Here is a 25,404-nt window from a genome sequence, read left to right on the forward strand (position 1 = left end):
GGATCGCCAAGTGCCCGAAGCGCAGTCGCCCGCAACGGGCGGCTGTTCCGTTTTAGTTCACGATGAATTCGGCGTGCAGCGCCCCGGCGGCATGGACCGCCTTCAGTATGTCGATCATGTCGCGGGGCCTGATCCCCAATGCGTTGAGCCCCGCAACCACCTCGGACAAGGATGATTCGCCGGATACTTCAGCAAAGCCAATCCCCGGCTCCTGGGTGATTTCGGCCTGCGTTCGGGGCAGAACCACGGTTTCTCCCGGAGAGAAGGGGTTCGGCTGCGACACGACGGGGGTTTCCCGCACCCGCAGGGTCAGGTTGCCCTGGGAAACCGCCACCCGCGAGATGCGCACATCCTCGCCCATGACGATAGTGCCGGACTTGTGGTCAATGACGACGCGAGCCGCTGTCTCGGGCTCGACGGTGATATTCTCGATCTGCCCCATCAGCCGCGCCGGGTTGACCCGACCCAAAACGGTCGAGTCGATCACGATGGTTCCCGAATCCACCAGTTCGGCCAGCCCACGTCCCAGCGTGCGATTGATCGCGGCCTCGACACGGGCGGCGGTGGTGAAATCGGGGTTTCTCAGCGCCAGGCGCAGGTTCGTCATTTGCGAGAAGTCGAAGGCCACTTCCCGCTCCACCCTGGCGCCCGAAGGGAGAGTGCCCGTCGTAGGCACGCCCTGGACGACCGAGGCGGCCGCGCCGGAAGCCTCGGCCCCCCCTGCCAGGACCGAGCCTTGCGCGACGGCATATATCTCGCCGTCTGCCGCGTTCAGCGGCGTCATGACCAATGTGCCGCCAAGCAGGCTTTTCGCATCGCCTATCGCGGCCACGCTGACATCGATCTGCGAACCGGCGCGCGCGAACGGCGGCAAGGTGGCGGTAACGATCACCGCCGCCACGTTCTTGGGACGGAATGCTTCGTCGGTGACATTGACGCCCAGCCGTTCAAGCAAGCCGGCCATGATCTCTTCGGTAAAGGGCGAGTTTCGCAGGCTGTCGCCCGAACCGTTCAGGCCGACGACCAGGCCATAACCGACCAGGTCGTTGCCGCGGACGCCGTCGATATTGGCCAGATCCTTGATCCGAACCGGCGCAGCAAGGCCCGGAGCGGCAAGGCCGAACAGGATCAGCAGAAGATACAGGAACCTCATGACAGGTAATCCGTGAGGCTGAGCCGGGAAAGCCGGACCGTGATGGCATAGAGGCTTTGAATCTTCGCTTCGGTCTCTTCCAGGGCGGTGACGGCTTCGGCGGGGTCGGCGCCGATCATATTCGTACGCGCAATGGAAAGCGTTGTCGTTTCAGCCGAGTTTCTAGCCTGCGCCTGGGTAACGGCCGCCTGCTGTCGGCCCAGATCGGCGCGGGCGGTGGTCAACCCGAGCGTTGCCTTGGCCAGCCGGCCCCCCGCTTCGGAGAAGAGATCCCGCAAGGTCGCATCGTCGATTGCCGACCTGGCTTCGGACGCATAGGCCATCACGGCCATTCCCTTGAGCGTATCGCGCAGCTCCGCGGAATTGGCCGACAGATTGCTGTCGATCCGATGTTCGGGCGAGATCGAAAACCGGGTGCTGCCGTCATCGTCCCCCTGATAGACCGTGTCCGAAAAGCCCCCGGTTCCCTGGGGTGCGTCAAACCATGCGTCGATGCGGCTTGCGATAGTTGCCGCGGTGGTGGCACCAGCAACCGCGGTATTCAGTTCCGCGAGCATCGTTTCAAAACTGCCCAGCGCTGGACTGTCGGTTCGGTTGCCCCCAAACAAATATTGCCCGGCGGTGATGGTGTTCAGGGTTTCGAACATCGACTGGAAATCCCGCTTGATGCTGTCGGCGCGCGCCCTAAGGTCTTGCTCTTCCAGAATATTACGTTCGGTCAGCACGCTGGGCCCCAGGTCGTCGACGACGGCTTGGATCTGCCCAAGCGCGGCCTGCATGCCCGCTAGCCTGTTTTGCGCCTCGGATGTGTTTTGCTGGAACGTGGTCAGCAGTTTCAGCCGGGATTCGATATGCGAAATCCCTGACAAATCGCCTGCCAGCGCTTTGGGAATATCCGCTTTGACCCCGGTCATCATTTCTTGGGTCAGCCGGTCCAGCCTGGCTTTCAGCCCCTGCTGCCCAAGCCGGAGCTGATAGGAACGGGAAAGGTCGCCGATGGAATGAAAAGGGGTCATGTCAGCCTCAGGATAGCATCCAGCATGTCATTTGCGGTCTGAAAGACCTTGGCATTTGCGGCATAGGCACGCTCCAGCGCGAGCAGGCCTTCCATTTCCTTGTCGCTGTCGACCCCTTCAGCCAGAAGGGCCGCCTGGAGGCCGGACTGGCGCGCGCTGCTTTGCATGGCGCCAGCTTCGGTTCGGATGCGATTCGTCGCCGCAACCGAGGTCAGGTCCGCCGAAAGGCCCTGCAGACTGCGCGGCACCGCGGACAAGCTGGTCGAAGCCGGCAAACGCGAGGCCGCGAGGGCCGATCCGAGCCGGTCAAGCAGCGTGCTTTCGCCAGAACTGCCGGGGCCGGTCGCATTGATTCCGGCGCGAATCCGCCACAGTTGCCCGCCCGTCTCGGGGTTCGCCGCCCAGGCAACGGCAATGCGGCCGGCGAAGCCGGTTTCATCGGCCGAACTGAAAGCGCCCTGGGAATCGGTGAACAGCCCTGGGTCGCCTGGGGCCAGAGAGGGGTCGATCGCAGGATCGGACAGCCTGTCGTATAAATCGCGTGCGAAAGCGTCGATCTGCTGCTGATAGGCCGGGGCGATCTGGTCGCGAATGGCAAAGTTCGCCTCCAGGCTGCCGCCGTTAAACATGGTGCGCTGCATATCGCCGAGCGGCTTTCCGTTCAGCGTCAGCCCGGAAAGCGCGCCGCTGGCCGTGGACATATCGGCGGTGATGCTGGAGACGGCGCTGAAACCGATCCGGGCCGGCTCGGTCCCGTCCAAGAGAATGGCGCCACCGGAGGTGAACAAGGCGACCCGGCCATTTTCGCGCGGCACTTCCTTGATAGGCACGATATCCGATACGCTGTCTATGAGCGCCTGACGCGCATCCAACTGCGACGAAGCGTCCCTGCCCTGTGCCGACAGGGTGACGATCTGCGCATTCAATTTCGCCACTTGCTCAAGCGCCGTATTCAGCCGCGCAACGTCATTTTCGATGGCCTTTTCCGCCTTGCTGCGCTCGGCCTGGATGGTGGCGGAGATGTCGTTGACCTTTTTTGCCAGAGCCGTGGCCGTATCCAGCACCACTGCCAGGCGCGTCTCGCTGTCGGGCCTTGCGGCCGCGCTGGCCAGGGCGGATTCGAAATCTGTCAGGGTTTGCACCAGCGAGGACGCCTCGGTCCCCGTGCCGAAGGCTTTCTCCATCGCGGCGTGATAGGTCGCCACGGTCCGGGATGAACCGACATCCGCCTGGGCCAGGCGATTATCGGCGATCAGCCCCGCCGTGACCATTCGGGTAACGCCGTTGATGCTGACGCCGCCACCCCGCTCGGCCAGGCGCGAGGACAGGTCGAGTTCCCTGCGCGCATAGCCCGGCGTCAGCGCGTTCGCGATGTTGGAGGACACGATTTCCGTGCCCCGCGAGGCCGCGGTCAGGCCCGAAACGGCATTGGAGATGGCGGACGAAAGGCTCATTTGCAGGCTCCGGTTTCCGAGCGCGGGACGGCAGGAGGCCGTCCCGGTCAATGTCAGCGTTTGAGATTGGCGGTTTCCTGCAGCATCTCATCGACGGTCTGGATAACCTTGGCGTTCGAGGTATAGGCGCGCTGGGTCTGGATCAGGTCGGTCAACTCGGCCGCGACATCGGTCGTCGATGCCTCGCGCGCATAGCCGGCGATTGCGCCGGTCGGACCGTCACCGGCGTCCCACAGGTAGAACGCGCCGGATTCAGGCGAAATCTTGTAGGTCTGGTTGTCCATTGCGATCAGACCGTTCGGATTGGGAACATCCACCAGCGGCACCTGATACAGGGTCCGCGTGAAGCCGGTGTCATAGGTTGCGCGAAGATAGCCGCTTTCATCGATCTCGAGCGCCGTCAGGTTGCCGACGGGCGAGCCGTTCTTGGTCACATTGGCCGGCGAGAAGCTGGTGCTGAGCTGGGTGATGCCCTGGCTGTCGCCATATCGCCCCAGGTTGATGGTCATCGGCCCGTTCGCGCCGGGGACGGTAAGAAGCCCGGTCGCCGCGCTATAGGCGCCGCCGGCCACCGTGGTGACTGCCGCAAGCGTGCCGCCGCCGGGCTGGCCGTCCTGGAATTCCAGCGTGTAGACGCCGATCAGCGATTCGTCGGCGGGGGTGGCCGGATCGTTGATGATGGCCGAATCGCGGATCTCCATCGTCCAGCGGTTCGTGCGCGTCCCGGCCGCGCCCGTCACCTCGGGCGTGAAGCTGACCGTCATCCTTTCGGAATTGCCGAGGTTGCCGAAATATTCGACCTCCATGTCCCAGGCGTCGCCGGCCGCGCCGGCGACCGCGTCGTCGGCGGGCAGGTTCACGCGCAGGTTGATCCGCGTCGTCGGGTCGGCCGCGGTCTGGCTGGGATTGATCAGGATCGGTTGCAGGCCGGTCGCGGAATCGCGCGGCTGGCTGGAAATCGTGCCGTCGGCATTCGCCGGCCAGCCCATCAGCACCAGGCCCGAGCTGGTGCGAAGATACCCTTCGTCGTCGGTGCGGAAGGACCCTGTCGTCGTCATCACCAGTTCGCGCTGCGTGCCCGGTCCCGAGGCCAGGGATGCCGAGTGGATCACGGGCAACATCCCCCGGCCCGAAATCGCGATGTCCATCGGATGCGATGTGGGAACCAGGTTGCCGCGCTGATCGACCAGCCGGCTGGTCGAGGCGCGGACCCCGCCGGCCGTATAAAGCCCCCCGCCGCGTCCCTGGTTGATCACCATGCTTTCGAAACTGGTGTCCACCCGCTTGTAGCCATAGGTGCCGGAATTCGCGATATTGTCGGAAATATTGGCCAGGCGCGTGGAATTGGCGGCAAGCCCGGACACCCCGGCACTGAGGGCAGATGAAATCGACATTCTGATATTACCCTGTGTGAGTCGTTCTGCGTGAAGTTTGCCGGCCGGGGGTTAACATGCCGCTAACGGCGCCCTGCCCAGGCCGGTCATCTCAGTAAAATCACTTCGATCCGGTTGTTGTCGGGGTCCATCGGGTTCACCGACCGATTGCGCCGGTCGGCGAAGGCGGTGACGCGCTGGATGCGCGCGCTGTCGAAGCCCGAGCCCTCCAGCAGGTTGCGCAGGGCATGGGCGCGGGCGTCCGAGAGCGCCCAGACCGGCGACTGGATCAGCATCTCGGGATAGGCGCGGACATGGCCGGTCAGCGCCACCTCGTTCCTGATGCGCCCCAGGACGCCCGCGAGAATGCCGGCCAGTTCCTTCATGGCCGGGGTGGGCTGGGCGCTGTCGCCGACGAAAAGCGGCTCGTCCATCAGGTCGGTCAGTTCGATCACCAGCCCCTCGTCCGTCATGCGGGTCACGACATGGCGCAACAGGTTGAGCTTTTGCATGGATTCCGCGCCGCTGCCGGTCAGCTGGTCCTGGACGTGGCGGGCCATCTCCTCGAAACCCGATTCCCGGCCTTCGCGCGCCTGCGCGGCCAGCGTGTCGCGCGAAGCGCCGGCGCCCTTGCCCGAATCGGTTTCGGCATCCTGCACCTCGCCCCCGAAGGGGCCGTCTTGGCCGCTGCGGGTCGAATGGATCAGCGTCGGGTTGAAATACTCCGCCAGCCCCTGCCGCTGCTTTTCGGTGGTGGCGTTCAGCAGCCACATGAGCAGGAAAAAGGCCATCATCGCCGTGACGAAATCGGCATAGGCGACCTTCCAGGCGCCGCCGTGATGCCCGGCTTCGCACGCGCCCTGAACCTTCTTGATGATGATCGGGGCGCCGCCACCGTTCCCGGCCATGAACCATTCCTTTCGTTGCCTGCCCGGAAGGTCTAGCGTCGCGCGGCCAAATACCAGTTAACCGCTCAAATGCCGCCTATTTCCCTTGGGCGACGCCTGCCGCGGCGCCGCGTTGCCGGGGCATATCGGCGCCCCTGCCGGCCAGCACGGCCGGTTAACCGGACCAGCCGCGGCATCTTGCGCCGGCCCCGCGCGCGGATATTCTGCGCCGATGCAGACCGAAGGCGAATATGACCTGTCCACCGGCGCCGGGCTGACCGCCTGTCCGCGCTGCGACGCGCTGCATGTCGAGCGCGAGCTGGAGCCGGGCGAGACCGCGCGCTGCCTGCGCTGCAACACGCTGCTGGCCAGCCCGCGCGCCGGCGCCTTCACCCGGATCATCGCGCTGTCCTTTGCTTCGCTGGTGCTGATGGTGGGGGCGGTGTTCTTTCCGTTCCTGGAAATCTCGCGCATGGGATTCGGCAACGAAACCTCGCTGTTCGGCGTGGCGCTGGCCTTTTCGCACGGCGCCCTGATGCCCCTGACCGTGGCGGTGCTGGGCATGATCGTCGGGCTGCCGGTGCTGCGGGCGCTGCTTCTGGTCTATACGCTGCTGCCGCTGGCGCGGAAACGCCGGCCCTTTGCCCATGCCGTGCCGGCCTTTCGCCTGTCCGAGACGCTGCGGCCCTGGTCGATGGCCGAGATCTTCGTCATCGGCACCGCCATCGCGCTGGTCAAGGTGGGGGGCTTGGCCAACATCAGCTTCGGCCCGGCCTTCTGGGCCTTTTGCGGGCTGATCCTGGTCAATGCCGCCAGCAACGCCTTTACCAGCGCCGCGACGATCTGGGACGCCATCGAGGATGCCGGCATGGCCACCGACGGGCGCGAGATCGTGCCGGAGCCGCGGGCATGAGCGCGCCCGCCCATGACGCGCCGGTGCTGACCGCGCATCGCGCCGGGCTGGTCGGCTGCCGCAGCTGCGGCCGGGCCTGGCCGGAGGCCGAGACCATCTGCCGCCGCTGCGGCAGCGCGCTGGTGCCGCCGGACCGGCGCTGCCTGAACGCAGTCTGGGCCTGGCTGGCGGCAGGGCTCATCTTCTACATCCCGGCGAACCTGTTCCCGATGCTCAAGACCTCGACCTTCGGCGGGCTGCGCGGCAACAGCGAATCCACCATCCTCGGCGGCGTGGTCGAGCTGATGCATTACGGCAACTACGGCATCGCGGCGGTGATCTTTGCCGCCTCGGTCATGGTGCCGGTGGGCAAGTTCGTCGCCATCGCCTGGCTGGCGACGGTCGCGGGGCGGCCGGCGACGGTCGAGGCCGCGCACAAGCGGCTGGTGCTTTACGAAGTGGTCGAGTTCATCGGCCGCTGGTCGATGATCGACGTCTTCGTCGTGGCGATCCTGTCGGCGCTGGTGCAGCTGGGCTTCGTCGCCTCGATCCATCCCGGCCCTGCCGCGGTCTCCTTTGCGCTGTCGGTTGCCTTCACCATGCTTTCCGCGCAAAGCTTCGACCCGAGATTGATCTGGCGCGGCCTTCCGCTGCGCAGCCGCAAGGACCATGAATGACCGACAGGCCCTCGCCCGAGCGCAGCGACGCCCCCCTGAAACCCGCCGAACCCGTTCGCAAGCCCGCCGCCCGTGCCGTGCGGGCCGGGCTGCCGCTGATCTGGCTGGTGCCGATCGCGGCGCTGATCGTGACGCTGGGCGTGGGCTGGAACATGATCGCCGGGCGCGGCACGCTGGTCTCGGTCGCCTTCAAGGACGCGACCGGGATCACGCCGGGCGAGACGGCGCTGAAATTCCGCGAGATCACCGTGGGCAAGGTCGAATCGGTGCGCTTCACCGAGGATCTGCAACAGGTTCTGGTGAACATGCGCGTGGACAAGGATCTGGCCCCCTATATCGACAGCGAATCGCAGTTCTGGATCGTGCGGCCCCAGGTCTCGGCCCAGGGCATCTCGCGGCTGGACACGGTGCTGACCGGCGCCTTCGTCGAGGGTTTCTGGGACGACAAGCCGGACGAGCCGCAGACCCACTTCCAGGGGCTCGACCGGCCGCCGCTGACCAGCTTCGGCGAAAAGGGCACCTGGATCGTGCTTGCGACCGAACGCTCGCGCGGCATGACCGAGGGCGCGCCGGTGATGTTCCGCGGGCTGCCGGTCGGGCAGATGCAGAACCTGCGCCTGGCCGAGGACGACGAAAGCGTGCTGGCCGATGTCTTCATCGCCGCGCCGCATGACGCGCGGCTGACCACCAGCACGGTATTCTGGGACACCTCGGGCTTTTCGGTGTCGCTGGGGGCGCAGGGCCTGTCGCTGAACGTGAACTCGCTGGCCTCGGTGCTGCAGGGGGGTGCGGAATTCGCCACCCTGACCTCGGGCGGGCGGCCGGTCGAGGACGGCCATGTCTTCACCCTGCAGACCGACGAGGCGACGGCGCGCACCAACCTGTTCTCGGACGAGGCGCAGGCGTTGCGGCTGACCATGCGCATCGGCGAATCGGTCAAGGGGCTGGAGACCGGCGCCAATGTGCAGTTCATGGGCCTGACCGTCGGCCGCGTCACCGACCTGGCCGCCCGCGTGATCGCCGATGACGAGGGGCGCGAGCATATCGAGCAAGAGGTGACGCTGGCCCTAACCCCCGCCCGCCTGGGCCTGCCCGGCGACACCACGCCCGACCAGGCGCTGGATTTCCTGGCCGGCCAGGTCCGGGCCGGCCTGCGGGCGCGGGTGGCCAGCGCCGGCTTCTTCGGCACCTCGCTGCAGGTCGAGCTGGTCGAGCTGCCCGATGCCGCGCCGACCGAACTGGACCGCGCCGGCGATCCCTATCCGCTCATCCCCTCGGTCCCCGGCGAAATCTCCGATTTCACCGAGACGGCGCAGGGCTTCCTGACCCGCGTCGGCAACCTGCCGATCGAGGAGGCGCTGAAATCCGTCACCGACATGATGAACAGCGTCACCGCCATCGCCAGCAGCGAGGACACCCGCGCCATCCCCGGCGCCCTGCGCGGCACGCTGGAGGATGCCCAGGCCGCCGCGGGCGAGATCCGGCAAGTCACCACCGAGCTGCGCGAATCCGGCGCCGTGGGCCAGCTGCGCCGCATGGTGGACGAGGCGGCGGCCGCGGCCGAGGCGGTCAAGCTCGCCGCCGCCGACGTGCCGGCCATGGTCGACCAGATCGACGCCGCCGCGGTCAAGATCGAGGCGGTGGACTATGCCGCCATCGGCACCGAGGCCGAGGGCATCCTCAGGGACGTGCGCGCGCTTCTGGGCACCGAGGATGCCGAGCGGCTGCCCAGGGATCTGTCCGAGACGCTGAAGGCCGCATCGGGCCTGCTCAACGACCTGCGCGACGGCAATGCCGCGGGCAGCCTGAACGATGCGCTCGCCTCGGCCAGCACGGCGGCGCAGGATGTCTCGGACGCGGCGAAACGCCTGCCGCAGCTTTCGGCGCGGCTCGAGGCGCTGGCGGCGCGGGCCGATGCGGTGATCGCCGCCTATGGCGACCGCTCGAGCTTCAACAACGAGACCATCAACCTGATGCGCGAGATGCGCCGCGCCGCCAACGCCTTCGGCAGCCTGGCGCGGACCATCGAACGCAACCCGCAAGCCTTCATCCTGGGACGATAAGATGCGCCTGATCCTTGCCTCCGCCGCCTGCCTCGCCCTGCTCGGCGCCTGCTCGAACGGCGAAAAGACCGCGCGCTACCTGATCGACCCGCCCACGACGGGCGAGCGGGTGCCCGACCGGCTGGGCACGGCCGAGCTGAAGGACGTGTCGCTGCCCGAATATGCCGCAGGCGACGAGGTCAGCTGGCAGAGCGGCGACGGCGCCGTGCGCTCGAACACCAGGCAGCTCTGGGCGGACAACCCGCAGCGCGCCTTCACCCTGGCGCTGGCGCGCAGCATCTCGGACCTCTCGGGCGCCACGGTGATCGCCGAGCCCTGGCCGCTGGCCGAACCGCCCCGGCGCCGGCTGGAGGTGCGGGTCGAAAAGGCGCTGGCGCAGGCCGACGGCAGCTATCGCCTGTCCGGGCGCTATTTCGTCGCCGACGAGGGCACGGGCGGCGCCAACCAGGCGCGCGGCTTCGACATCTCCGTGCCGCTCGCCGACCAAGGCCCCGCCGCCATCGCCCACGCGCAATCCCAGGCCATCGCCCGGCTTGCCCGCCAGATCGCCACGCTTTCCGGGCCGGGCCGGTCGATCCGCACCAGCACCGCGCCGATGCCGCGCATGGACGACATCTTCTCGCAGCCGCTGCCGCCGCTGGAAGGCAGCTGAGCCGGCTTTCTCCGTTTTCCAAATACTCCGGGGGAACGCCTTGCGTGCCCCATCAAGGGGCGCGCAAGGCGTGGGGGCAGAGCCCCCCGCTAGGCTCCATCGTCGGGCTCGAACTGGCCAAAGCGGCCGGCGGCGAAGACCAGCGGATGATCGCCCGGCCCCGCCACGGTCACGCGCAGCACCCGCCCGATCAGCACCGAATGGTCCCCCGCCTCATGCACGGCATGGGCGGCGCAGTCGAACCGCGCCGCGACGCCGGGGATGACCGGCACGCCCTCGGGGGTCGGCACCGTGTCCAGCCCCTCGAACTGGCGGCCGCCGCGGGTAAAGCGCAGGCAGGTCTCCAGCTGCTCCGAGCCCAGCACATGCACCGACCAGGCCGCCGCCCCGGCAAAGGCCGCATGCCGGGCCGAGGCGCGGGCCGGGCACCACAGCACCAGCGGCGGCTCCAGCGAGACGCTGGAGAAGCTGTTCACCGTCATGCCCAGCGGCCCCTGCGGCCCGGCGGTCGTCACCACGGTCACGCCGGTGGCGAAACGCCCCAGCGCCTCGCGCAGCAGCCGCGCCTCGGCCGTGGCGGGATGAAAGGTGATCTCGTCGGCCAGCCGGTCGCGGGTCGCGGGGGGAAGTCGGCTCATGTTCGCGCCCTGTCATCTGCGGGACATGGCCAGAACAGCTCCGGCCTTTTCCCCTTCTTAGTCGGCAGGCGGCGGGGCATCAAGCGGACCGCCCGGCAGGACCATCCGCGGGGTCATCGCCGCGATCATCTGGCCGTGCAGGGCGGGCGGCGCCACCACCAGCCCGTCGGTCAGCGGCCGCGCCGCGTTGAAGCGCATCGGCGCGCCGGACAGGTCGCTGGCCACGCAGCCGGCGCGGGCGGCGATCAGGCTGCCGGCGGCCACGTCCCATTCCCAGGCCGGGCGGGTGGACAGCGTGGCGTCGAACTGCCCGTCCGCCACCAGGCACAGCCGCCAGGCCAGCGAGGGGCGGAAGCTGCGCTTGACCGGCGGCGCCACGCCGCGCCAATGCACCGGGTCGAGGCTCGGCTTGCCGGTCAGCACCCGCGCGCCCTCGAACCCCTGCGCCGAAGGCGCGATGGGCTTGCCGTCGCGCAGCGCCGGCCTGTCGGCCGCGGCGGCATAGGTCGTGCGCTGCGCCGGCAGATGCACCACGCCCGCCACCACCCGGTCGCCGCGGGTGATCGCCAGCGCATGGGAAAAGCCCACCTGCCCGTCGATGAAGGCGCGGGTGCCGTCGATCGGGTCGATGATGAAGCAATGCTCGGCCTCAAGCCGCGCCGGATCGTCGGCGCTTTCCTCGCTCAGCCAGCCGTAATCGGGACGGGCCGTGCGCAGCAGGCGCTCCAGATGCGCGTTGACGGCCAGGTCGGCCTCGGTCACCGGGCCGGCGCCGCCGGCCTTGTCCCAGACCCGCGGCTCGCGCCGCCAATAGCGCAGCGCGATCTCGCCCGCCTCATGCGCGGCCTGTTCCAGAAGCGCAAGGTCACTCGCCGGCAACGGTCATCCCTTCGACCAACAGGCTGGGCACGCGCATCGCCCGCCAGTCGGGCAGGTCGCAGGCGGCGGTCAGGCGCAGCAGCATGTCGCGCAGGTTGCCGGCGATGGTGCATTCGTTGACGGCATAGGCGATCTCGCCGTTCTCGACCCAGAAGCCGCCGGCGCCGCGCGAATAATCCCCGGTGGTGCTGTTGATCGAGGCGCCCAGCATCGAGGTCACGACCAGCCCGCGCCCCATCTCGCGGATCAGCTCGTCCCGCGTTTTGTCGCCCGCGGTCAGCTCCAGGTTCGTCACGCCGGGCGAGGGCGGGCTGCCCGCGCCGCGCATGGCATTGGCGGTCGAGTCCATGCCCAGCTTGCGCGCCGTGGCCAGGTCCAGCGTCCAGCCCTGCAAGACGCCGTCGGCCACGATCAGCCGCGGCGCGGTCGCCAGCCCCTCGCCGTCGAACAGGCGCGAGGAGCCATAGCGCGGCCGGTGCGGATCCTCGCGCAGGTCGAACCCCCTGGGCAGCACCCGTTCCCCCAGCGCATCGCGCAGCCAGCTGGCGCCGCGCGCCACCGAGGCGCCGTTCACCGCCGCGACCAGATGGCCGATCAGCCCCGAGGCGACGCGCTCGTCATAGAGGATCGGGAAGGCGCCGGTGGGCGGCTTGCGCGCGCCGCGCCGGGCGACGGTGCGCTCTCCGGCCAGCCGGCCGATCTCTTCGGGCGCGGGCAGGTCGGCGGCGTGGACGCGGCTTTCGCCGGCCCAGTCGCGCTCCATCCCCAGCCCCTCGCCGGTGATGGCGACGGCGGACAGGCTGTGGCCGCTGCGCCCGTAGCCGGCCGAGAAACCGTTGCTCGCCGCCAGCCACATGTGGCGCTGCGAATGGCTGGCGCCGGCGGATTCGATCGTCGAGACGCCCTCGACCGCCAGCGCCGCCGCCTCGGCGCGCAGGGCCAGATCCTGCAAATGCTCGGGCGTGGGCTCGGCATCGTGGTCGTAAAGATCCAGCCGGGCGCTGTCGGTGTCGCGGGCCAGCTGCTCGGGCTCGGCCAGGCCCAGCGTGTCGTCGACCGGCGCCTCGCGCGCCATGGCGACGGCGCGGGCGGCCATTTCCTCGATGGTCCGGGCCGAGCGGTCCGAGGCCGAGACGCAGGCCTGCCGCCCGCCGACCAGCACGCGCAGCCCGATCTCGACCCCCTCGGCGCGCTCGGCATGTTCCAGGTGCCCGGCGCGCACATCGACCGAGACGGCGGCCGCCTCCAGCGCCACGGCATCGGCCTGGTCGGCACCCGCCTTGCGTGCCGCCGCCAGAAGCTGCTGCGCCAAAGCCTCGAGTCGATGGTATTCGGACATGCGGTTCACCTTGGAATGGGACACGGGGCCGTGGCACCAACGCCCGGCCCCGCGATGCGATCCGTCAGGGCGCCGGGCGCCGCGCCCCGGAGGGGTTACTTGATCTGCTGGCCGTTGGCAAAGATCGAGCCGTCTTCCTTGAACTCGAGCCTGGTTTCCAGCTTGTCCTCGCCCTCGGCGACCGGCTTGGCGAACATGGCCATCATCATCCGCACGCCCATGATCTGGTCCTCGGGGATCAGGCCCATGGCGCCCAGCTTGTCGATCAGCCCGTTCACGCCCTCGTAGCGGGCATGGACCTCGCCCACGGGGGTGGTCATGTCGCCGCTTTCCGGGGCTTTCAGCGCGCCCTCGGCATTCACCTTGGCGCCAAGCGCGTTCAGCGCGAACTGGTTGATCGCGACCTCGACCGGCTCGAAGGGCTGCGGGTCGGCCTCCGCCGCCTCCATGCCCTCGGCGCCGTCCGCGGTCCCGTCGGCCTCGGCCTCGTCCGAGGCGGGCGCCATGCTGGCCGGGTCGAAGATGTCCTTTGTCACCTTCATCTGCCCGGTCACGTCGATGTCCAGCGAGGCCGGGTCGCGCGGCAGCTGGCCCTGTGCGTCGAACAGGTTCCAGATCGCATCGCCCAGCGTCAGCCCGGCCAGCGAATAGGCGAACTTGAAGGGCTGCGCCTGCTCCGACTGCATCACCGGCATCTGCATGTCGAAGCTGCCGCTTTCGATGGCGTAGTTGATCGGGAAGGGCATGTCGCTGCTGGTCAGCTCGAAGCTGCCGGCATCCGAGCCCGCCTGGTAGGTCATGCCGTCCTGCGACAGGCCGAAGCTCAGCTCGAAGCCCTTGCCGTCGTATTTGCCCGCGCCGCTGGTCTCCTGGCCGTCCTCGTCGGTGCCGGCAAAGTCGAAGCTGACGGCCATGGCGCCGGCCTTCAGCACGCCGTCCATGGCAAGCCCGGCCTTCAGCGCGGCGTTCATGTCCTCTTCGATCTTCGTGCCGTCGGGCACCGCCATCTCGCCCGAGGTCTCGGCACCGTCGATGCTGCCCTCGAACTTGACCTTGTCGTCCTCTTCCGAGGTCACGTCGCCGCTGAAGGTGATCCGGCCCGACTTCATCGCATAGTCGTATTTCGCCGGCGATCCGGCGACGATATGGAAGGTGCCGGTCGAATCCGCCACGCCCACCTTGATCGGCAGCGGGGTTTCCTTGTCGCCGCTCTTGATCGTGGTCAGGGCGAAATCCATCGTCGGATAGTCGAATTCATGCGTCATGTCCTCGGGCGCGCCCGAGGTGACGATGACGTTGCCGGGAATATCCAGGGTGAAGGGCACGCTATAGCTTTGCCCGTCGGGATCGGTGCCATGCGCCTCGCCGGTCATCTGGTCGGCAAAGACGGTCCTGACCGTGCCGTCGCCGCTTTCGCTCAGCGTGATCCGGGCAACGCTGAAGTCGACCTGGCTTTCGGGCATGCCCCCGTTGATGACGACATCGCTGAGCGTCAGCGTATCGCCGGCCTTGTCGCGATTGCCCTCGGTCACGCTGTAGCCGAGCGATTGGTAATAATCGACCCAGGACTGCCACACCTGTTCCGAAGTCACATCGGCAAGCGCCGGGGCAGCCATCGCGGCCAGCGCCAGGGCCGAGCTTGTCAGTCGCAGGTTCATTTCATAACACCTTTTCGGCGAGAATTGCATAAGAAACACCGATCCGGCTTTTGCCACAGCCAGCGCGCGGGTCCAAGGAGGGAATGATGATCACCAGGGAAATCGTCGGCGGGATCGGCCGCATCACCATCGCGCGCCCGGCCAAGGCCAATTCTCTGACCGGCGCCATGCTGGCCGAGCTGACCGCCGCTTTCGACGCCCTGGCCGCCGAGCCCGCGCTGCGCGCCGTGATCCTGACCGGCGAAGGCCCGGTGTTTTCCGCCGGGGCCGACCTGGACGAGGCCCGCGCCGGGCTGGCCCTGTCCCCGCAATGGGAGCGGCTGTCGTCCCGCGTCGCCTCGATGCCCTGCCTGACCATCGCCGCGCTGAACGGCACCGCGGCGGGCGGCGCCCTGGGCATGGTGCTGGCCTGCGACCTGCGGCTGGCGGTGCCGGGGGCGAAGATCTTCTATCCGGTCATGCGCCTGGGCTTCCTGCCCCAGCCCGGCGACCCCTTGCGCCTGCGCGCGCTGGTCGGGCCGTCGCGGACCAAGATGATCCTGATGGCCGGCCAGAAGATCCCGGCCGAAGAGGCGCTGGCCTGGGGCCTGATCGACCGGCTGGTCGCGCCCGAGGCGCTGCTGGACGAGGCCGCGGCGCTGGCCACCGATGCCTGCGCCGCCGACGCCGCCCATGTCGCCGCGATCAAGCGGATGCTGGATTGACCGCGCCCGGCCGGGGTTCAGCGCCCGGCCGCGGCCTTTCGTGACGTTGCGTCACCGCCGTCAGGCATAGGCCGCCTGTTTGCCGAAATGCGTGCAGAGCATGTAATAGACCACCGCGCGATACTTGTTGCGGTTGGAGCTGCCGTATTTCGCGATCACCTCGTCGATGGCGGCGGAAAGCTCGGGGCCGTCGGGCAGGCCCAGCTTTTTCATCAGGTAGTTGGTCCTGATGCGCTCCAGCTCGGCCTTGTCCGATCCGGCCACGGTTTCCCCGTCGGCGTTGTAGATCGAAGGCCCGCAGCCGATGACCACCTTGGCCAGCAGGTCCATGTCGGGCGCGACGCCCAGCTTGTCCTGCATGTCGGCGGCGTATTTGGCGATCAGATCGTCGCGCTTGCTCATGCGCTGTCCCCCTTCGGATTGGTCCATCCCAGGGGAAAGCCTAGCGCCGGCCTAATAAATATCAACCAAAACCGCGCGTTCAGCCGTCGAAGGCCGGGGCCAGCGCCTGGACAATGCGCGCACCCTCGTCGGCCGGCAGCTGCGGCGGGGCCGCGAAGCTGCCGATGCCGTCCTTCAGATAGGCCTGCGAGGACACGTCATGCACATGGTGCATCGGCACGACATGCGCATGGGCATGGGCGACATGGATGCCGGTATAGAACAGCGCCACCCGCTCGACCGCGTAAAGCGCCTTCATCTGCCGGGCCAGGCGCTGCGCGCAGCCGGTGATGCGGGTGGCCAGATCCTCGGGCAGATCCTCGAACCAGGGATAATGCCGCTTGGGGATGACCAGGCAATGGCCGGGACGGATGGGATGCAGGTCCAGGAAGGCCAGGATATGCTCGTCCTCATGGACCCGGTGCGCGGGCAATTCGCCACGCGCGATGCGGCAGAACAGGCAATCGTCGGACATCTGGCGCCCCCTCCTCCACGATATGCGGCGCGGCCCCGGCGGGACCGCGCCCGCGCGTTCAATAGCGGTAATGTTCGGACTTGAACGGACCCTCGGGGGTCACGCCGATATAGGCGGCCTGCTCTTGCGACAGGGTGGTCAGCTTGACGCCGATCTTGTCCAGATGCAGCCGGGCGACCTTTTCGTCCAGCGCCTTGGGCAGGATATAGACGCCCGGCCGGTATTCCCCCTCCTTGGCCCACAGTTCGATCTGCGCCAGCACCTGGTTGGTGAAGCTGGCCGACATGACGAAGCTGGGATGCCCGGTGGCGTTGCCCAGGTTCAAGAGCCGCCCCTCGGACAGCAAGATGATGCGATTGCCCGAGGGCATCTCGATCATGTCCACCTGGTCCTTGATATTGGTCCATTTGTGGTTTTTCAGCGCGGCGACCTGGATCTCGTTGTCGAAATGGCCGATGTTGCCGACGATGGCCATGTCCTTCATCTCGCGCATGTGCTCGATGCGGATCACGTCCTTGTTGCCGGTGGTGGTGATGAAGATGTCGGCGCTGGCGACCACGTCCTCCAGCAGCACCACCTCGAACCCGTCCATCGCGGCCTGCAGCGCGCAGATCGGATCGACCTCGGTCACTTTCACGCGGGCGCCGGCGCCGCGCAGGCTGGCGGCCGAGCCCTTGCCCACGTCGCCATAGCCGCAGACCACGGCGACCTTGCCGGCCATCATCACGTCGGTGGCGCGGCGGATGCCGTCGACCAGCGATTCCTTGCAGCCATACTTGTTGTCGAATTTCGACTTGGTGACGCTGTCGTTCACGTTGATCGCCGGGAAGGGCAAGAGCCCCTTGCGGTGCAGGTCGTAAAGCCGATGCACGCCGGTTGTGGTTTCCTCGCTGACGCCGCGGATCGCGTCGCGCTGGCGGGTGAACCAGCCGGGCGAGGCCGCCAGCCGCTTGCGGATCTGGGCGAACAGCGCCTCTTCCTCTTCGCTGGCCGGCACGTCGATCAGCCCGGTCTCGCCCGCCTCGACCCGCGCGCCCAGCAGCACATACATGGTCGCGTCGCCGCCATCGTCCAGGATCATGTTCGCCGTGCCTTCGGCGAACTGGAAGATCTGGTCGGTATAGGACCAGTATTCCGGCAGCGTCTCGCCCTTGACGGCAAAGACCGGGATGCCGGCCTTGGCGATGGCCGCCGCCGCATGATCCTGGGTCGAGAAGATGTTGCACGACGCCCAGCGCACCTCGGCCCCCAGCGCCACCAGCGTCTCGATCAGCACGGCGGTCTGGACGGTCATGTGCAGGCTGCCGGCGATGCGGGCGCCCTTCAGGGGCTTCGCCTCGCCATATTCGGCGCGCAGGGCCATCAGGCCGGGCATCTCGGTCTCGGCGATGTCCAGTTCCTTGCGGCCGTATTCGGCCAGGGCGATGTCGCGGATGATGTAATCGGTCATGGGGCCCTCGCGCCTTTTTCGGTTGGCGCGGCCTTAGCATTCCCCGCGCCTGGCTGCAAACCCAAGGCGCCCCGCGCCGCGGCTTTGCGGCAAAGCCGAGCCCGGCCGGAATGTTGGCGCTAGCAGCCCTGCGCGGGATGGCTTAGAAGGGCCCGGACAAGGGGCTGCGCGGCAGAAGGGGGAAGGCATGGCGATCCTGTTGGCGGATGTGGGCGGGACCAATGCGCGGATGGCGCTGGCACGCGGCGGCGCGCTTGCGGCCGACACCATCACCCGGTTTCGCGGCGACGACCATGCCAGCTTCGACGAGGTGGTGACGGCCTTCCTGGGCCAGCAGGGCAGCCCGCAGATCGAGGCGGTCTGCGTCGCCGTCGCCGGCCCGGTCTGGGGCGACGAGGCGCGGCTGACCAATCGCGACTGGAGCTTTTCCACGGCGCGGCTCTGCGCGCTGTCCGGCGCGCCGCGCGCCCGGCTGATCAATGACCTGATCGCCCTGGGCTATGCCACGCCGGCGCTGGACGGCGAGGCCGCGGGCTTCCTGCGCGCTACGCCGCAGGGCACGCTGTCGAACGGGCAGCGGCTGGTGGTGAATGCCGGCACCGGCTTCAACGTCTGCGCGGTCAAGGTGCTGCCGGGCGGCGGCATCGCCTGCCTCGAGGCCGAAGAGGGCCACACCCGCCTGCCGCTTTCCGTGGCCGAACCGCTGGCCGAGGCGCTGGGTGCGGCCGCAAGGGCGATTGATTCGGTCGAGGAACTGTTCGCCGGCCGCGGCCTTGCCCGGCTGCACGCCCTGCGCACGAGCGCGCCGCAGGGCCGGGCCGAGGCCGTGGTCGCCGCCGCGGCCCAAGGCGATGGCGAGGCCGAGAAGACGCTGGCGCTTTATGCCCGCCTGTTCGGACTGCTCTGCCGCGAACTTGCCTTTCGTTTCATGCCGATGGACGGGATGTTCCTGGCCGGCAGCGTCGCGCGTTCCTGCACCGATCGGTTCGAAATATTCGAGCGCGCCTTCCTGTCCGACCCGCTGATGGCGCGGATTCCGCAGGCGGTTCCGGTCGGCGTGATCCGCGACGACATGGCCGCGTTGCATGGCTGTCTGGCCGCAATCCGCTGAAAATCGCCCCAAAAGGGGCAGCTGCGCTGGATTTTGTTGACGCGCCCTGCAATGCTTGCGGGAAAACCGCCAGAAGCAGGGCAAACAGGCAATGAAAAGCTGGATCAAGGCAGGAACGGCTGCCGCAATCGTGCTTGCAACCGGCGCGGGCATGGTCTGGGCGCAGTCCTCGGGCTCGCCCTCGTCTTCGCCGTCGTCCTCGCCGTTTTCGGGCTGGTTCGGCCGGGGGGACGGCAACGGCAATTCCCCCGTCGACCTGGATTTCCAGGTGACTGGCGGCGACGACGCCCTGCTGCCGGCGATCCGGCAGACCTCGCTTCTGGTCAGCGCCCAGGACGAGGGGCGGGTGACGGGGCAGGACATGCTGGCCGCCGCGCGCGGCGATTACGCCCGCATCCTGGGGGTGCTTTACGACCAGGGCTATTATTCGGGCATCATCGACATCACCCTGGACGGGGTCGAGGCCGCCGGCATCGCCCCGCTGGACGCGCCCCAGGTGGTGCGCCGGGTGGTGGTCTCGGTCCAGCCCGGCCCGCGCTTTCGCTACAGCCGTGCCGAGATCGCGCCGGTGGCGCCGGGGACCGAGCTGCCGCGCGACTATCGCCGCGGCGAGATCGCCCGAACCGGCGACATGAAGAACGCCGCCACCGCCGGCGTGGCGGGCTGGCGCGACGTGGGCCACGCCAAGGCCGAGGTGGCCGAGACCGAGATCGTCGCCGACCACGCCAGCAACCTGGTGGACAGCCGCATCCGCCTGGCGCCCGGCCCCGAGCTGCGCTTTGGCCAGCTGACCATCCGCGGCCACCAGCGCATGGACCCGCGCCGCCTGCGCAAGATCGCCGGCTTCCCCGAGGGCGAGCGCTTCGACCCCGAGAAGCTCGAGGATGTCAGGAAGCGCCTGCGCCGCTCGGGCGTGTTTTCGGCCATCACCCTGACCGAGGCGGACGGGATCGGCCCCGGCAACACGCTGGACGTGGACCTGCTGGTCACGGAACAAAAGCTGCGCCGGCTGGGTGCGGGCTTCGAATATTCCAACACCGACGGGCTGTCGCTGACCGGCTACTGGATCAACCGCAACCTGTTCCGCGGCGGCGAGCGGCTGCGCGTCGACGCCAGCGTCTCGGACATTGGCGGCGATACCGGGCGCGACTACAGCCTGGGGCTGCGCATCGACCGGCCCGCCACCATCACCGCCGACACCACCGGCTATGTGCTGGCCAAGGTCGAAAGCCTGCAGGAAGAGGATTACGACCTCAAGTCCGGCACCTTCGGCCTGGGCTTCACCTGGATCCCCAGCGACGAGTTGACGGCCGACATCGCCCTGCAATACCGGGCGCTGCGCGTGGACGACGACAGCGGCCGCACCGACTTCCGCCTGTTCGCCCTGCCCACCAGCGTGATCTGGGACAAGCGCGACGAGCCGACCGACGCCAAGCGCGGCTATTGGCTGTCGGGCGGCGTCACCCCCTTCGTCGGCCTGCAGGACGAAACCGGCTCGGGCGCGCAGGTGCTGGCCGAGGGACGGGTCTATTACAGCTTCGGCACCGACGACCGCTTCACCCTGGCCGGCCGGGCGCGGCTGGGCACCGTGGTCGGCCCCGAGATCCAGGAAACCCCGCGCGACTACCTGTTCTGGTCCGGCGGCGGCGGCACGGTGCGCGGCCATTCCTATGAATCCCTGGGCGTCGAGGTGATCCCCGACGACAGCGGCGGCACGGTGCGCACCGGCGGCATGTCCATCGTCACCCTGACCGCCGAGACCCGCATCCAGGTCCGCGAGCGCATCGGGCTGGCGCTGTTCGCCGATGCCGGCCGGGTCTGGGAGGACAGCGGCTGGTCCGGCGCCAGCGGCTGGCAGGCCGGGGCCGGCGCGGGCATCCGCTATCGCACCCCGGTCGGGCCGCTGCGCTTCGACATCGCCGCCCCGGTCGGCGGCGGCGATGGCGACGACGGCGGGGTGCAGGTCTATATCGGTCTGGGGCAGGCGTTCTGATGCGTGATCTGGCTTATCGTCTTGTTGTCGCCCTCGGCCTTGCGCTGGCCGTCCCGCTGGCCGCGCTGGCGCAGGACAGCGCCGCCGAGATCTCGCAGGAGGTCGAGGACGACCGCGGCTTCATCACCCGCTTCCTGGAGGAAAAGCTGTCCGGCGCCGGTCGGCAGGTGGTGATCGAGGGCTTCCGCGGCGCCCTGTCCTCGCGCGCGACCTTCGACCGCATGACCATCGCCGACGACGACGGCGTCTGGATCACGCTGGAGAACGGCGCCATGCAATGGACCCGCTCGGCCCTGCTGGCGCGGCGGGTCGAGATCAACGAGCTTTCGGCCGAGCGCATCATCCTGCCGCGCCTGCCCGGCACCGGCGAGAGCGCGCCGCAGGCCGAGGCGCGGGAGTTTTCCCTGCCGCAGCTGCCGGTGGGGGTGAACATCGCCCGCATCGCCGTCGACCGGGTGGAACTGGGCCAGCCGGTGATCGGGCAGGAGGCGGTGATCTCGATCGACGGCTCGATGAACCTGTCGGGCGGCGAGGGCGAGACCAGGCTGACCATCAACCGCGTGGACGGGCCGCGCGGCGAATTCGTGCTGGATACGGGCTTTTCCAACGAAACCCGCGTGCTGCGCCTGGACCTGCGGCTGGACGAGGACCGCAACGGGCTGTTTGCGAATGCGGTCAAGCTGCACGACCGCCCCGCCGTGCGGGCCGAGATCACCGGCGAGGGGCCCATGTCGGACTTCGCCGCCGATATCCAGCTGGCGACCGACGGCCAGCCGCGCGTGACCGGCACCGTCTCGGTCGATGCGGCCGAGCGGGACGGCGCCCCCGGCACCGCCTTCCGCGCCGAGCTGGGCGGCGACGTGGCCGCGCTGGTGCCGCCGCAGCACCGCGCCTTCTTCGGCACGCAGTCGCAGCTTCTGGCCGAGGGCTGGCGCGGGCAGGACGGCCGGCTGGTCGTCCCCTCGCTGCGGCTGGCGACCGAGGCGCTGCGGCTGGACGGCAACCTGGCCACCACCAGCCGGGGCGCGCCGGAAAGCGCGCATCTGACGCTGCTGCTGGGGCAGGATGCGGGGGCTGCGCAGCTGCCGGTGCTGCTGCCCTGGGCCGACCGGCCGACCACGGTGCGCTCGGGCAGCTTGCGGCTGGACTATGACGCGGCGCAGGGCTCGGGCTGGGTGCTGAAGGGCGTGGTGGGCGACATCGTCCGCGACGACATCGCCCTGTCCGAGCTGCGGCTGGACGGGCGCGGCCGCGTCGCCCTGACCGCCGAGCAGGCGCTGGAAGAGGTGCGCGGCTGGATCGCCTTCGGCATGGACGACCTGGCGCCGACCGATCCGGGCCTGGCGCAGGCCCTGGGCCGGGTGCTGAACGGCGGGCTGAACTTTGCCTTCACCCCCGGCAATGCGCTGCGGCTCTGGGGCATGAACATCAACGGCGAGGATTTCGGCTTCAAGGGCGAGACCACCGTCTCCGGCCTGCGGACCGGGATCACGCTGTCGGGCGACATCACCGCGCAGCACCGCAATGTCGCGCGCTTCTCGACGCTGGCCGGGCGCGAGCTGGGCGGCACCGCCGATGCCCATATCAAGGGCCGCTACGCGCTGCTGGGCAAGGGCTTCGACGTCGAGGCAGAGGTTCTGGGCAACGACATCCGCATCGGCCAGGATCATGCCGACCGCATGCTGGCGGGCCAGTCGCGCATCGAACTCAGCGCCCGGCGCGACACCTCGGGCATCAACCTGCGCAAGCTGGTGGTGAACGCGCGGAACCTGACGGCCGAGGCGCAGGGGCGGCTGGACAGCTATTCCAGCACCCTGACCGCGACCATCGAGATGCCGGACCTGTCGGTCGCCGACCCCGGCATGTCGGGCTCGGTCCGCAGCGAGCTTCGCGCCACCGGCGCGGCGGGCGCGCGCCGCGTGACCCTGACCGGCAAGGCGCAGGATCTTGTCACCGGCATCGCCGAGCTGGACGGCGCGCTAAAGGGCGAAACCGACCTGCTGGTCGAGGCCGCCGAGGCGCAGGGCGGCTTCGAGGTGCAGACCCTCCGCCTGACCAACCCGCAGATCGATGCCGAAGGCCGGGGCAGCTTCGCCGAAGGGGCGATGGATGCCCGGCTGAACCTGTCCATGCCCGACCTGGCGGTGCTGGGGCGCGGCCTCTCGGGCGGGCTGACCGCCGAGGCGACGGCGGCGGAGCAGGACGGCACCCGCCGGATCGAGCTGACCGGGCGCGGCACCGACCTGCGCCTGGGCCAGCAGGACGTGGACGGGGCGCTGACCGGCGTGACCGACCTGCGGCTTTCGGCCGAGCAGCGCGGCGACGAGATCACCGTGCATGATTTCGAGCTGACCAACCAGCAGATGCTGGCCACGGCGCAAGGCCGCATCGCCCCCAGCGGCACCGACATGGAGGGCCGGGCCGAGATCCGCTCGCTGGCCAGCTTCGGCCGCGGCTGGCGCGGCGCGCTGAATGCGCAGGGCAGCTTCAAGGACGACGGCTCGGGCGCGCGGCGGCTGGACGTGACCGGCACCGGCACCGACCTGTCCTTTGGCCAGGCGCAGGTCGACGGCGCGCTGGTGGGCGAGACCCGGCTGGCCCTGCACGGGATCGAGCGCGACGGCGTGTTCACCATCGAGACCGCGACCGTCGAGAACCCGCGCCTGAACCTGGGCGCCGAGGGCCGGGTGGGCCAGGGCGCCACCGACTTGACCGCGACCTTGCGCGCCGACGACCTGCGTTTCCTGGGCCGCGGCTTCCGCGGCGCGGTCAGCGCCTCGGGGCATGTCGTGGACCAGCAGGGCGGCGGGCGTCAGATCACCGCCAACGGCTCGGCCCGCGGGCTGGGCGTCGGCAACCCGCAGGCCGATGCGGTGCTGGCGGGCGAGACCAGCTTCGACCTGGCCGCCGCGCAGCGCCCGGACGGCAGCCTGACCGTCAGCCGGCTGCGCGCCGGCAACGGCCAGTTCAGCATCACCGGCGACGGCAGCCCGACCGAGGGGCTGAACCTCGACGCCCGGCTGAACGACCTGGCCCTGGTGGTGCCGGGCTTTCCCGGCCCGGCGACGGTCGCCGGCACCATTCGCAACACCGGCAGCGCCTATGATGTGAACCTGACCGCCTCGGGGCCGGGCAATACCCAGGCGCGGGTGACGGGCTCGGCGGCGACGGACCTGTCCACCGCCGACATCGCGGTCAGCGGCAGCAGCAATGCCGCCGCCGCTAACCCCTTCCTGCGCACCCGCTCGGTCGAGGGGCCGCTGAGCTTCGATTTGCGCCTGAGCGGGCGGCCGGGGCTGGAATCGCTGTCCGGCCGGGTGGCGCTGACCAACGGCCGGCTGGCCGAGCCGCGCTTCGGCCTGGCCGTGGGCAGCCTGAACGCCAATGCCGATTTCAACGCCGGCCGCATCGCGGTCGACCTGCGCGGCGCGGTCGAGGCCGGCGGCCTCATCACCGTCAGCGGCCCGGTCAACCTGGTCGGCGACCGGCAGATGAACCTGGACGTGCAGCTGTCCAACGTGGTGCTGCGCGACCCGAACCTTTACGAGACGCTGGTGAACGGCGCGATCAATGTCGCGGGCACGGTGGGACAGGGGCCGCTGGTCTCGGGCCGCATCGACGTGGGCCATACGGAACTGCGCATCCCCTCGACCGGGCTGGGCGGCGCCAAGGCGATCCCGGACATCATCCACCGTTCGGAACGCCCGCCGCAGCGCCAGACCCGCGCCAAGGCCGGGCTGCTGGAATATCCCAGCGAGGCCTCGCGCCAGGCCGGCATGGCCGCGCCGCCGGCGACGCCGCCGGCCAACCCGGCGCGCTTCGACCTGCTGGTCTCGGCCCCGTCCCAGGTCTTCATTCGCGGCCGCGGCGTCGATGCGGAACTGGGCGGCGAGCTGCGCCTGACCGGCAATGCCCGCCAGCCCATCCCCATCGGCCAGCTGGAGCTGATCCGCGGCCGGGTCGACCTGCTGGGCAAGCGGTTCGACATGACCGAGGGGCTGATCGAATTGCAGGGCAGCATGATCCCGGTGATCCGGCTGGTGGCCGAGACGGTGCAGGACGACATCACCGCCCGCATCATCATCGACGGCGAGGCGCAGGATCCCGAGATCACCTTTGAATCCTCGCCCGAGATGCCGCAGGAAGAGGTGCTGTCGCACCTGCTGTTCGGCCGCGGGCTGGACAATATCAGCGCGCTTCAGGCCGCGCAGCTGGCCAGCGCGGTGGCGACGCTGGCCGGGCGCGGCGGCGAGGGGATCGTCGGGCGGCTGCGCGCCTCGACCGGGCTCGATGACCTGGACCTGGCGACGGACGACGACGGCAACGTCTCGGTCCGGGCGGGGAAATACCTGTCCGAAAACCTCTATACCGACGTGCAGCTCGGCGGCGACGGCAAGACCAAGCTGAACCTGAACCTCGACATCTCCCCGACCCTGACCGCGCGCGGGTCCGTGGACAGCGAGGGCGAAAGCACCGTCGGCCTGTTCTATGAACGCGATTACTGACCCCCTCCGCCCCGCCCGCCACCATGGCGGCGCGGGGGGCGGGG

The 25,404-nt window shown here is 69.0% G+C and carries 20 protein-coding genes; 8 read left to right on the forward strand and 12 right to left on the reverse strand.

Features of this window, described 5'->3' with window-relative positions; translation table 11 throughout:
- Positions 1–52: 52 nt before the first annotated feature.
- From KF941_RS11710 to KF941_RS11730, 5 genes are all read right to left on the reverse strand, one after another.
- Positions 53–1,153, reverse strand: a complete 1,101-nt coding sequence (locus tag KF941_RS11710) for a flagellar basal body P-ring protein FlgI (protein ID WP_114536260.1) — start codon at positions 1,151–1,153, stop codon at positions 53–55.
- Complete coding sequence (locus KF941_RS11715; RefSeq protein ID WP_214273403.1) at positions 1,150–2,169, reverse strand: flagellin; 1,020 nt, start codon at positions 2,167–2,169, stop codon at positions 1,150–1,152. The genes KF941_RS11710 and KF941_RS11715 overlap by 4 nt, the downstream gene beginning before the upstream one ends.
- Positions 2,166–3,623 (reverse strand): flagellar hook-associated protein FlgK, encoded by a 1,458-nt coding sequence (flgK, locus tag KF941_RS11720; protein WP_214273404.1) that lies wholly within the window; start codon positions 3,621–3,623, stop codon positions 2,166–2,168. Before flgK ends, KF941_RS11715 begins: the two co-directional genes overlap by 4 nt.
- Before the next feature lie 53 nt (positions 3,624–3,676).
- The gene (locus KF941_RS11725; RefSeq protein WP_140846487.1) at positions 3,677–5,017 is read right to left on the reverse strand and encodes a flagellar hook-basal body complex protein; all 1,341 of its coding nucleotides are present in this window, start codon (positions 5,015–5,017) and stop codon (positions 3,677–3,679) included.
- An 86-nt stretch (positions 5,018–5,103) separates the two neighbouring features.
- Complete coding sequence (locus KF941_RS11730) at positions 5,104–5,904, reverse strand: flagellar motor protein MotB (RefSeq protein ID WP_214273405.1); 801 nt, start codon at positions 5,902–5,904, stop codon at positions 5,104–5,106.
- A 211-nt stretch (positions 5,905–6,115) separates the two neighbouring features.
- On the opposite strand from KF941_RS11730, the gene KF941_RS11735 reads away from it, so the two are divergent.
- The 4 genes from KF941_RS11735 to KF941_RS11750 are packed head-to-tail and all read left to right on the forward strand — an operon-like array spanning position 6,116 to position 10,167.
- On the forward strand, positions 6,116–6,796 hold the full coding sequence (locus tag KF941_RS11735) for a paraquat-inducible protein A (RefSeq protein ID WP_036751497.1): 681 nt from the start codon (positions 6,116–6,118) through the stop codon (positions 6,794–6,796).
- Positions 6,793–7,452: a paraquat-inducible protein A gene (locus tag KF941_RS11740; RefSeq protein WP_036751499.1), complete on the forward strand. Its 660-nt coding sequence runs from the start codon at positions 6,793–6,795 to the stop codon at positions 7,450–7,452. Before KF941_RS11735 ends, KF941_RS11740 begins: the two co-directional genes overlap by 4 nt.
- Complete coding sequence (locus KF941_RS11745; RefSeq protein ID WP_214273406.1) at positions 7,449–9,515, forward strand: MlaD family protein; 2,067 nt, start codon at positions 7,449–7,451, stop codon at positions 9,513–9,515. Before KF941_RS11740 ends, KF941_RS11745 begins: the two co-directional genes overlap by 4 nt.
- Before the next feature lies 1 nt (position 9,516).
- Complete coding sequence (locus KF941_RS11750; RefSeq protein ID WP_214273407.1) at positions 9,517–10,167, forward strand: PqiC family protein; 651 nt, start codon at positions 9,517–9,519, stop codon at positions 10,165–10,167.
- A gap of 89 nt (positions 10,168–10,256) precedes the next feature.
- Here KF941_RS11750 and KF941_RS11755 read toward each other — a convergent pair whose 3' ends face one another.
- From KF941_RS11755 to KF941_RS11770, 4 genes are all read right to left on the reverse strand, one after another.
- Positions 10,257–10,805, reverse strand: a complete 549-nt coding sequence (locus tag KF941_RS11755) for a flavin reductase family protein (RefSeq protein WP_036751503.1) — start codon at positions 10,803–10,805, stop codon at positions 10,257–10,259.
- 57 nt (positions 10,806–10,862) lie between these two features.
- On the reverse strand, positions 10,863–11,684 hold the full coding sequence (locus KF941_RS11760; protein ID WP_214273408.1) for a 3'(2'),5'-bisphosphate nucleotidase CysQ: 822 nt from the start codon (positions 11,682–11,684) through the stop codon (positions 10,863–10,865).
- A complete protein-coding gene (locus tag KF941_RS11765) occupies positions 11,671–13,023 on the reverse strand; it encodes a metallopeptidase TldD-related protein (RefSeq protein WP_214273409.1) in 1,353 nt (450 codons plus the stop codon). The genes KF941_RS11760 and KF941_RS11765 overlap by 14 nt, the downstream gene beginning before the upstream one ends.
- A gap of 95 nt (positions 13,024–13,118) precedes the next feature.
- The gene (locus KF941_RS11770) at positions 13,119–14,681 is read right to left on the reverse strand and encodes a DUF2125 domain-containing protein (protein WP_072461379.1); all 1,563 of its coding nucleotides are present in this window, start codon (positions 14,679–14,681) and stop codon (positions 13,119–13,121) included.
- 86 nt (positions 14,682–14,767) lie between these two features.
- Between KF941_RS11770 and KF941_RS11775 the strand changes: the two genes are divergently transcribed.
- Positions 14,768–15,385, forward strand: coding sequence for an enoyl-CoA hydratase/isomerase family protein (locus tag KF941_RS11775; RefSeq protein WP_214273691.1), 618 nt, complete (start codon positions 14,768–14,770; stop codon positions 15,383–15,385).
- Positions 15,386–15,445: 60 nt separating this feature from the next.
- On the opposite strand, the gene KF941_RS11780 is transcribed toward KF941_RS11775, so the two are convergent.
- The 3 genes from KF941_RS11780 to ahcY all read right to left on the reverse strand — a co-directional run bounded on the left by KF941_RS11780 (position 15,446) and on the right by ahcY (position 17,751).
- Entirely contained in the window at positions 15,446–15,787 is a 342-nt protein-coding gene (locus KF941_RS11780; RefSeq protein ID WP_072461462.1) for a DUF2853 family protein, read from the reverse strand.
- Positions 15,788–15,866: 79 nt separating this feature from the next.
- Entirely contained in the window at positions 15,867–16,301 is a 435-nt protein-coding gene (locus tag KF941_RS11785; protein ID WP_036751513.1) for an HIT domain-containing protein, read from the reverse strand.
- A gap of 58 nt (positions 16,302–16,359) precedes the next feature.
- Entirely contained in the window at positions 16,360–17,751 is a 1,392-nt protein-coding gene (gene ahcY, locus KF941_RS11790) for an adenosylhomocysteinase (protein WP_036751514.1), read from the reverse strand.
- A 187-nt stretch (positions 17,752–17,938) separates the two neighbouring features.
- Here ahcY and KF941_RS11795 point away from each other — a divergent pair, with 187 nt between their 5' ends.
- From KF941_RS11795 to KF941_RS11805, 3 genes are all read left to right on the forward strand, one after another.
- Complete coding sequence (locus KF941_RS11795; RefSeq protein ID WP_214273410.1) at positions 17,939–18,862, forward strand: glucokinase; 924 nt, start codon at positions 17,939–17,941, stop codon at positions 18,860–18,862.
- Positions 18,863–18,953: 91 nt separating this feature from the next.
- A complete protein-coding gene (locus tag KF941_RS11800) occupies positions 18,954–20,855 on the forward strand; it encodes an autotransporter assembly complex family protein (protein ID WP_036751640.1) in 1,902 nt (633 codons plus the stop codon).
- Entirely contained in the window at positions 20,855–25,360 is a 4,506-nt protein-coding gene (locus KF941_RS11805; protein ID WP_214273411.1) for a translocation/assembly module TamB domain-containing protein, read from the forward strand. Before KF941_RS11800 ends, KF941_RS11805 begins: the two co-directional genes overlap by 1 nt.
- The last annotated feature ends 44 nt before the right edge of the window (positions 25,361–25,404 follow it).

The organism is Paracoccus sp. pheM1 (assembly GCF_018499825.1).
GTDB lineage: Bacteria > Pseudomonadota > Alphaproteobacteria > Rhodobacterales > Rhodobacteraceae > Paracoccus > Paracoccus versutus.

Excerpts from the sequence above, each read along its gene's own strand:
- KF941_RS11710 (WP_114536260.1), bottom strand. The coding sequence starts at position 1,153 with ATGAGGTTCCTGTATCTTCTGCTGATCCTGTTCGGCCTTGCCGCTCCG.
- KF941_RS11715 (WP_214273403.1), bottom strand. The coding sequence starts at position 2,169 with ATGACCCCTTTTCATTCCATCGGCGACCTTTCCCGTTCCTATCAGCTC.
- flgK (WP_214273404.1), bottom strand. The coding sequence starts at position 3,623 with ATGAGCCTTTCGTCCGCCATCTCCAATGCCGTTTCGGGCCTGACCGCG.
- KF941_RS11725 (WP_140846487.1), bottom strand. The coding sequence starts at position 5,017 with ATGTCGATTTCATCTGCCCTCAGTGCCGGGGTGTCCGGGCTTGCCGCC.
- KF941_RS11730 (WP_214273405.1), bottom strand. The coding sequence starts at position 5,904 with ATGGCCGGGAACGGTGGCGGCGCCCCGATCATCATCAAGAAGGTTCAG.
- KF941_RS11735 (WP_036751497.1), top strand. The coding sequence starts at position 6,116 with ATGCAGACCGAAGGCGAATATGACCTGTCCACCGGCGCCGGGCTGACC.
- KF941_RS11740 (WP_036751499.1), top strand. The coding sequence starts at position 6,793 with ATGAGCGCGCCCGCCCATGACGCGCCGGTGCTGACCGCGCATCGCGCC.
- KF941_RS11745 (WP_214273406.1), top strand. The coding sequence starts at position 7,449 with ATGACCGACAGGCCCTCGCCCGAGCGCAGCGACGCCCCCCTGAAACCC.
- KF941_RS11750 (WP_214273407.1), top strand. The coding sequence starts at position 9,517 with ATGCGCCTGATCCTTGCCTCCGCCGCCTGCCTCGCCCTGCTCGGCGCC.
- KF941_RS11755 (WP_036751503.1), bottom strand. The coding sequence starts at position 10,805 with ATGAGCCGACTTCCCCCCGCGACCCGCGACCGGCTGGCCGACGAGATC.
- KF941_RS11765 (WP_214273409.1), bottom strand. The coding sequence starts at position 13,023 with ATGTCCGAATACCATCGACTCGAGGCTTTGGCGCAGCAGCTTCTGGCG.
- KF941_RS11770 (WP_072461379.1), bottom strand. The coding sequence starts at position 14,681 with ATGAACCTGCGACTGACAAGCTCGGCCCTGGCGCTGGCCGCGATGGCT.
- KF941_RS11775 (WP_214273691.1), top strand. The coding sequence starts at position 14,768 with ATGATCACCAGGGAAATCGTCGGCGGGATCGGCCGCATCACCATCGCG.
- KF941_RS11780 (WP_072461462.1), bottom strand. The coding sequence starts at position 15,787 with ATGAGCAAGCGCGACGATCTGATCGCCAAATACGCCGCCGACATGCAG.
- KF941_RS11785 (WP_036751513.1), bottom strand. The coding sequence starts at position 16,301 with ATGTCCGACGATTGCCTGTTCTGCCGCATCGCGCGTGGCGAATTGCCC.
- ahcY (WP_036751514.1), bottom strand. The coding sequence starts at position 17,751 with ATGACCGATTACATCATCCGCGACATCGCCCTGGCCGAATACGGCCGC.
- KF941_RS11795 (WP_214273410.1), top strand. The coding sequence starts at position 17,939 with ATGGCGATCCTGTTGGCGGATGTGGGCGGGACCAATGCGCGGATGGCG.
- KF941_RS11800 (WP_036751640.1), top strand. The coding sequence starts at position 18,954 with ATGAAAAGCTGGATCAAGGCAGGAACGGCTGCCGCAATCGTGCTTGCA.
- KF941_RS11805 (WP_214273411.1), top strand. The coding sequence starts at position 20,855 with ATGCGTGATCTGGCTTATCGTCTTGTTGTCGCCCTCGGCCTTGCGCTG.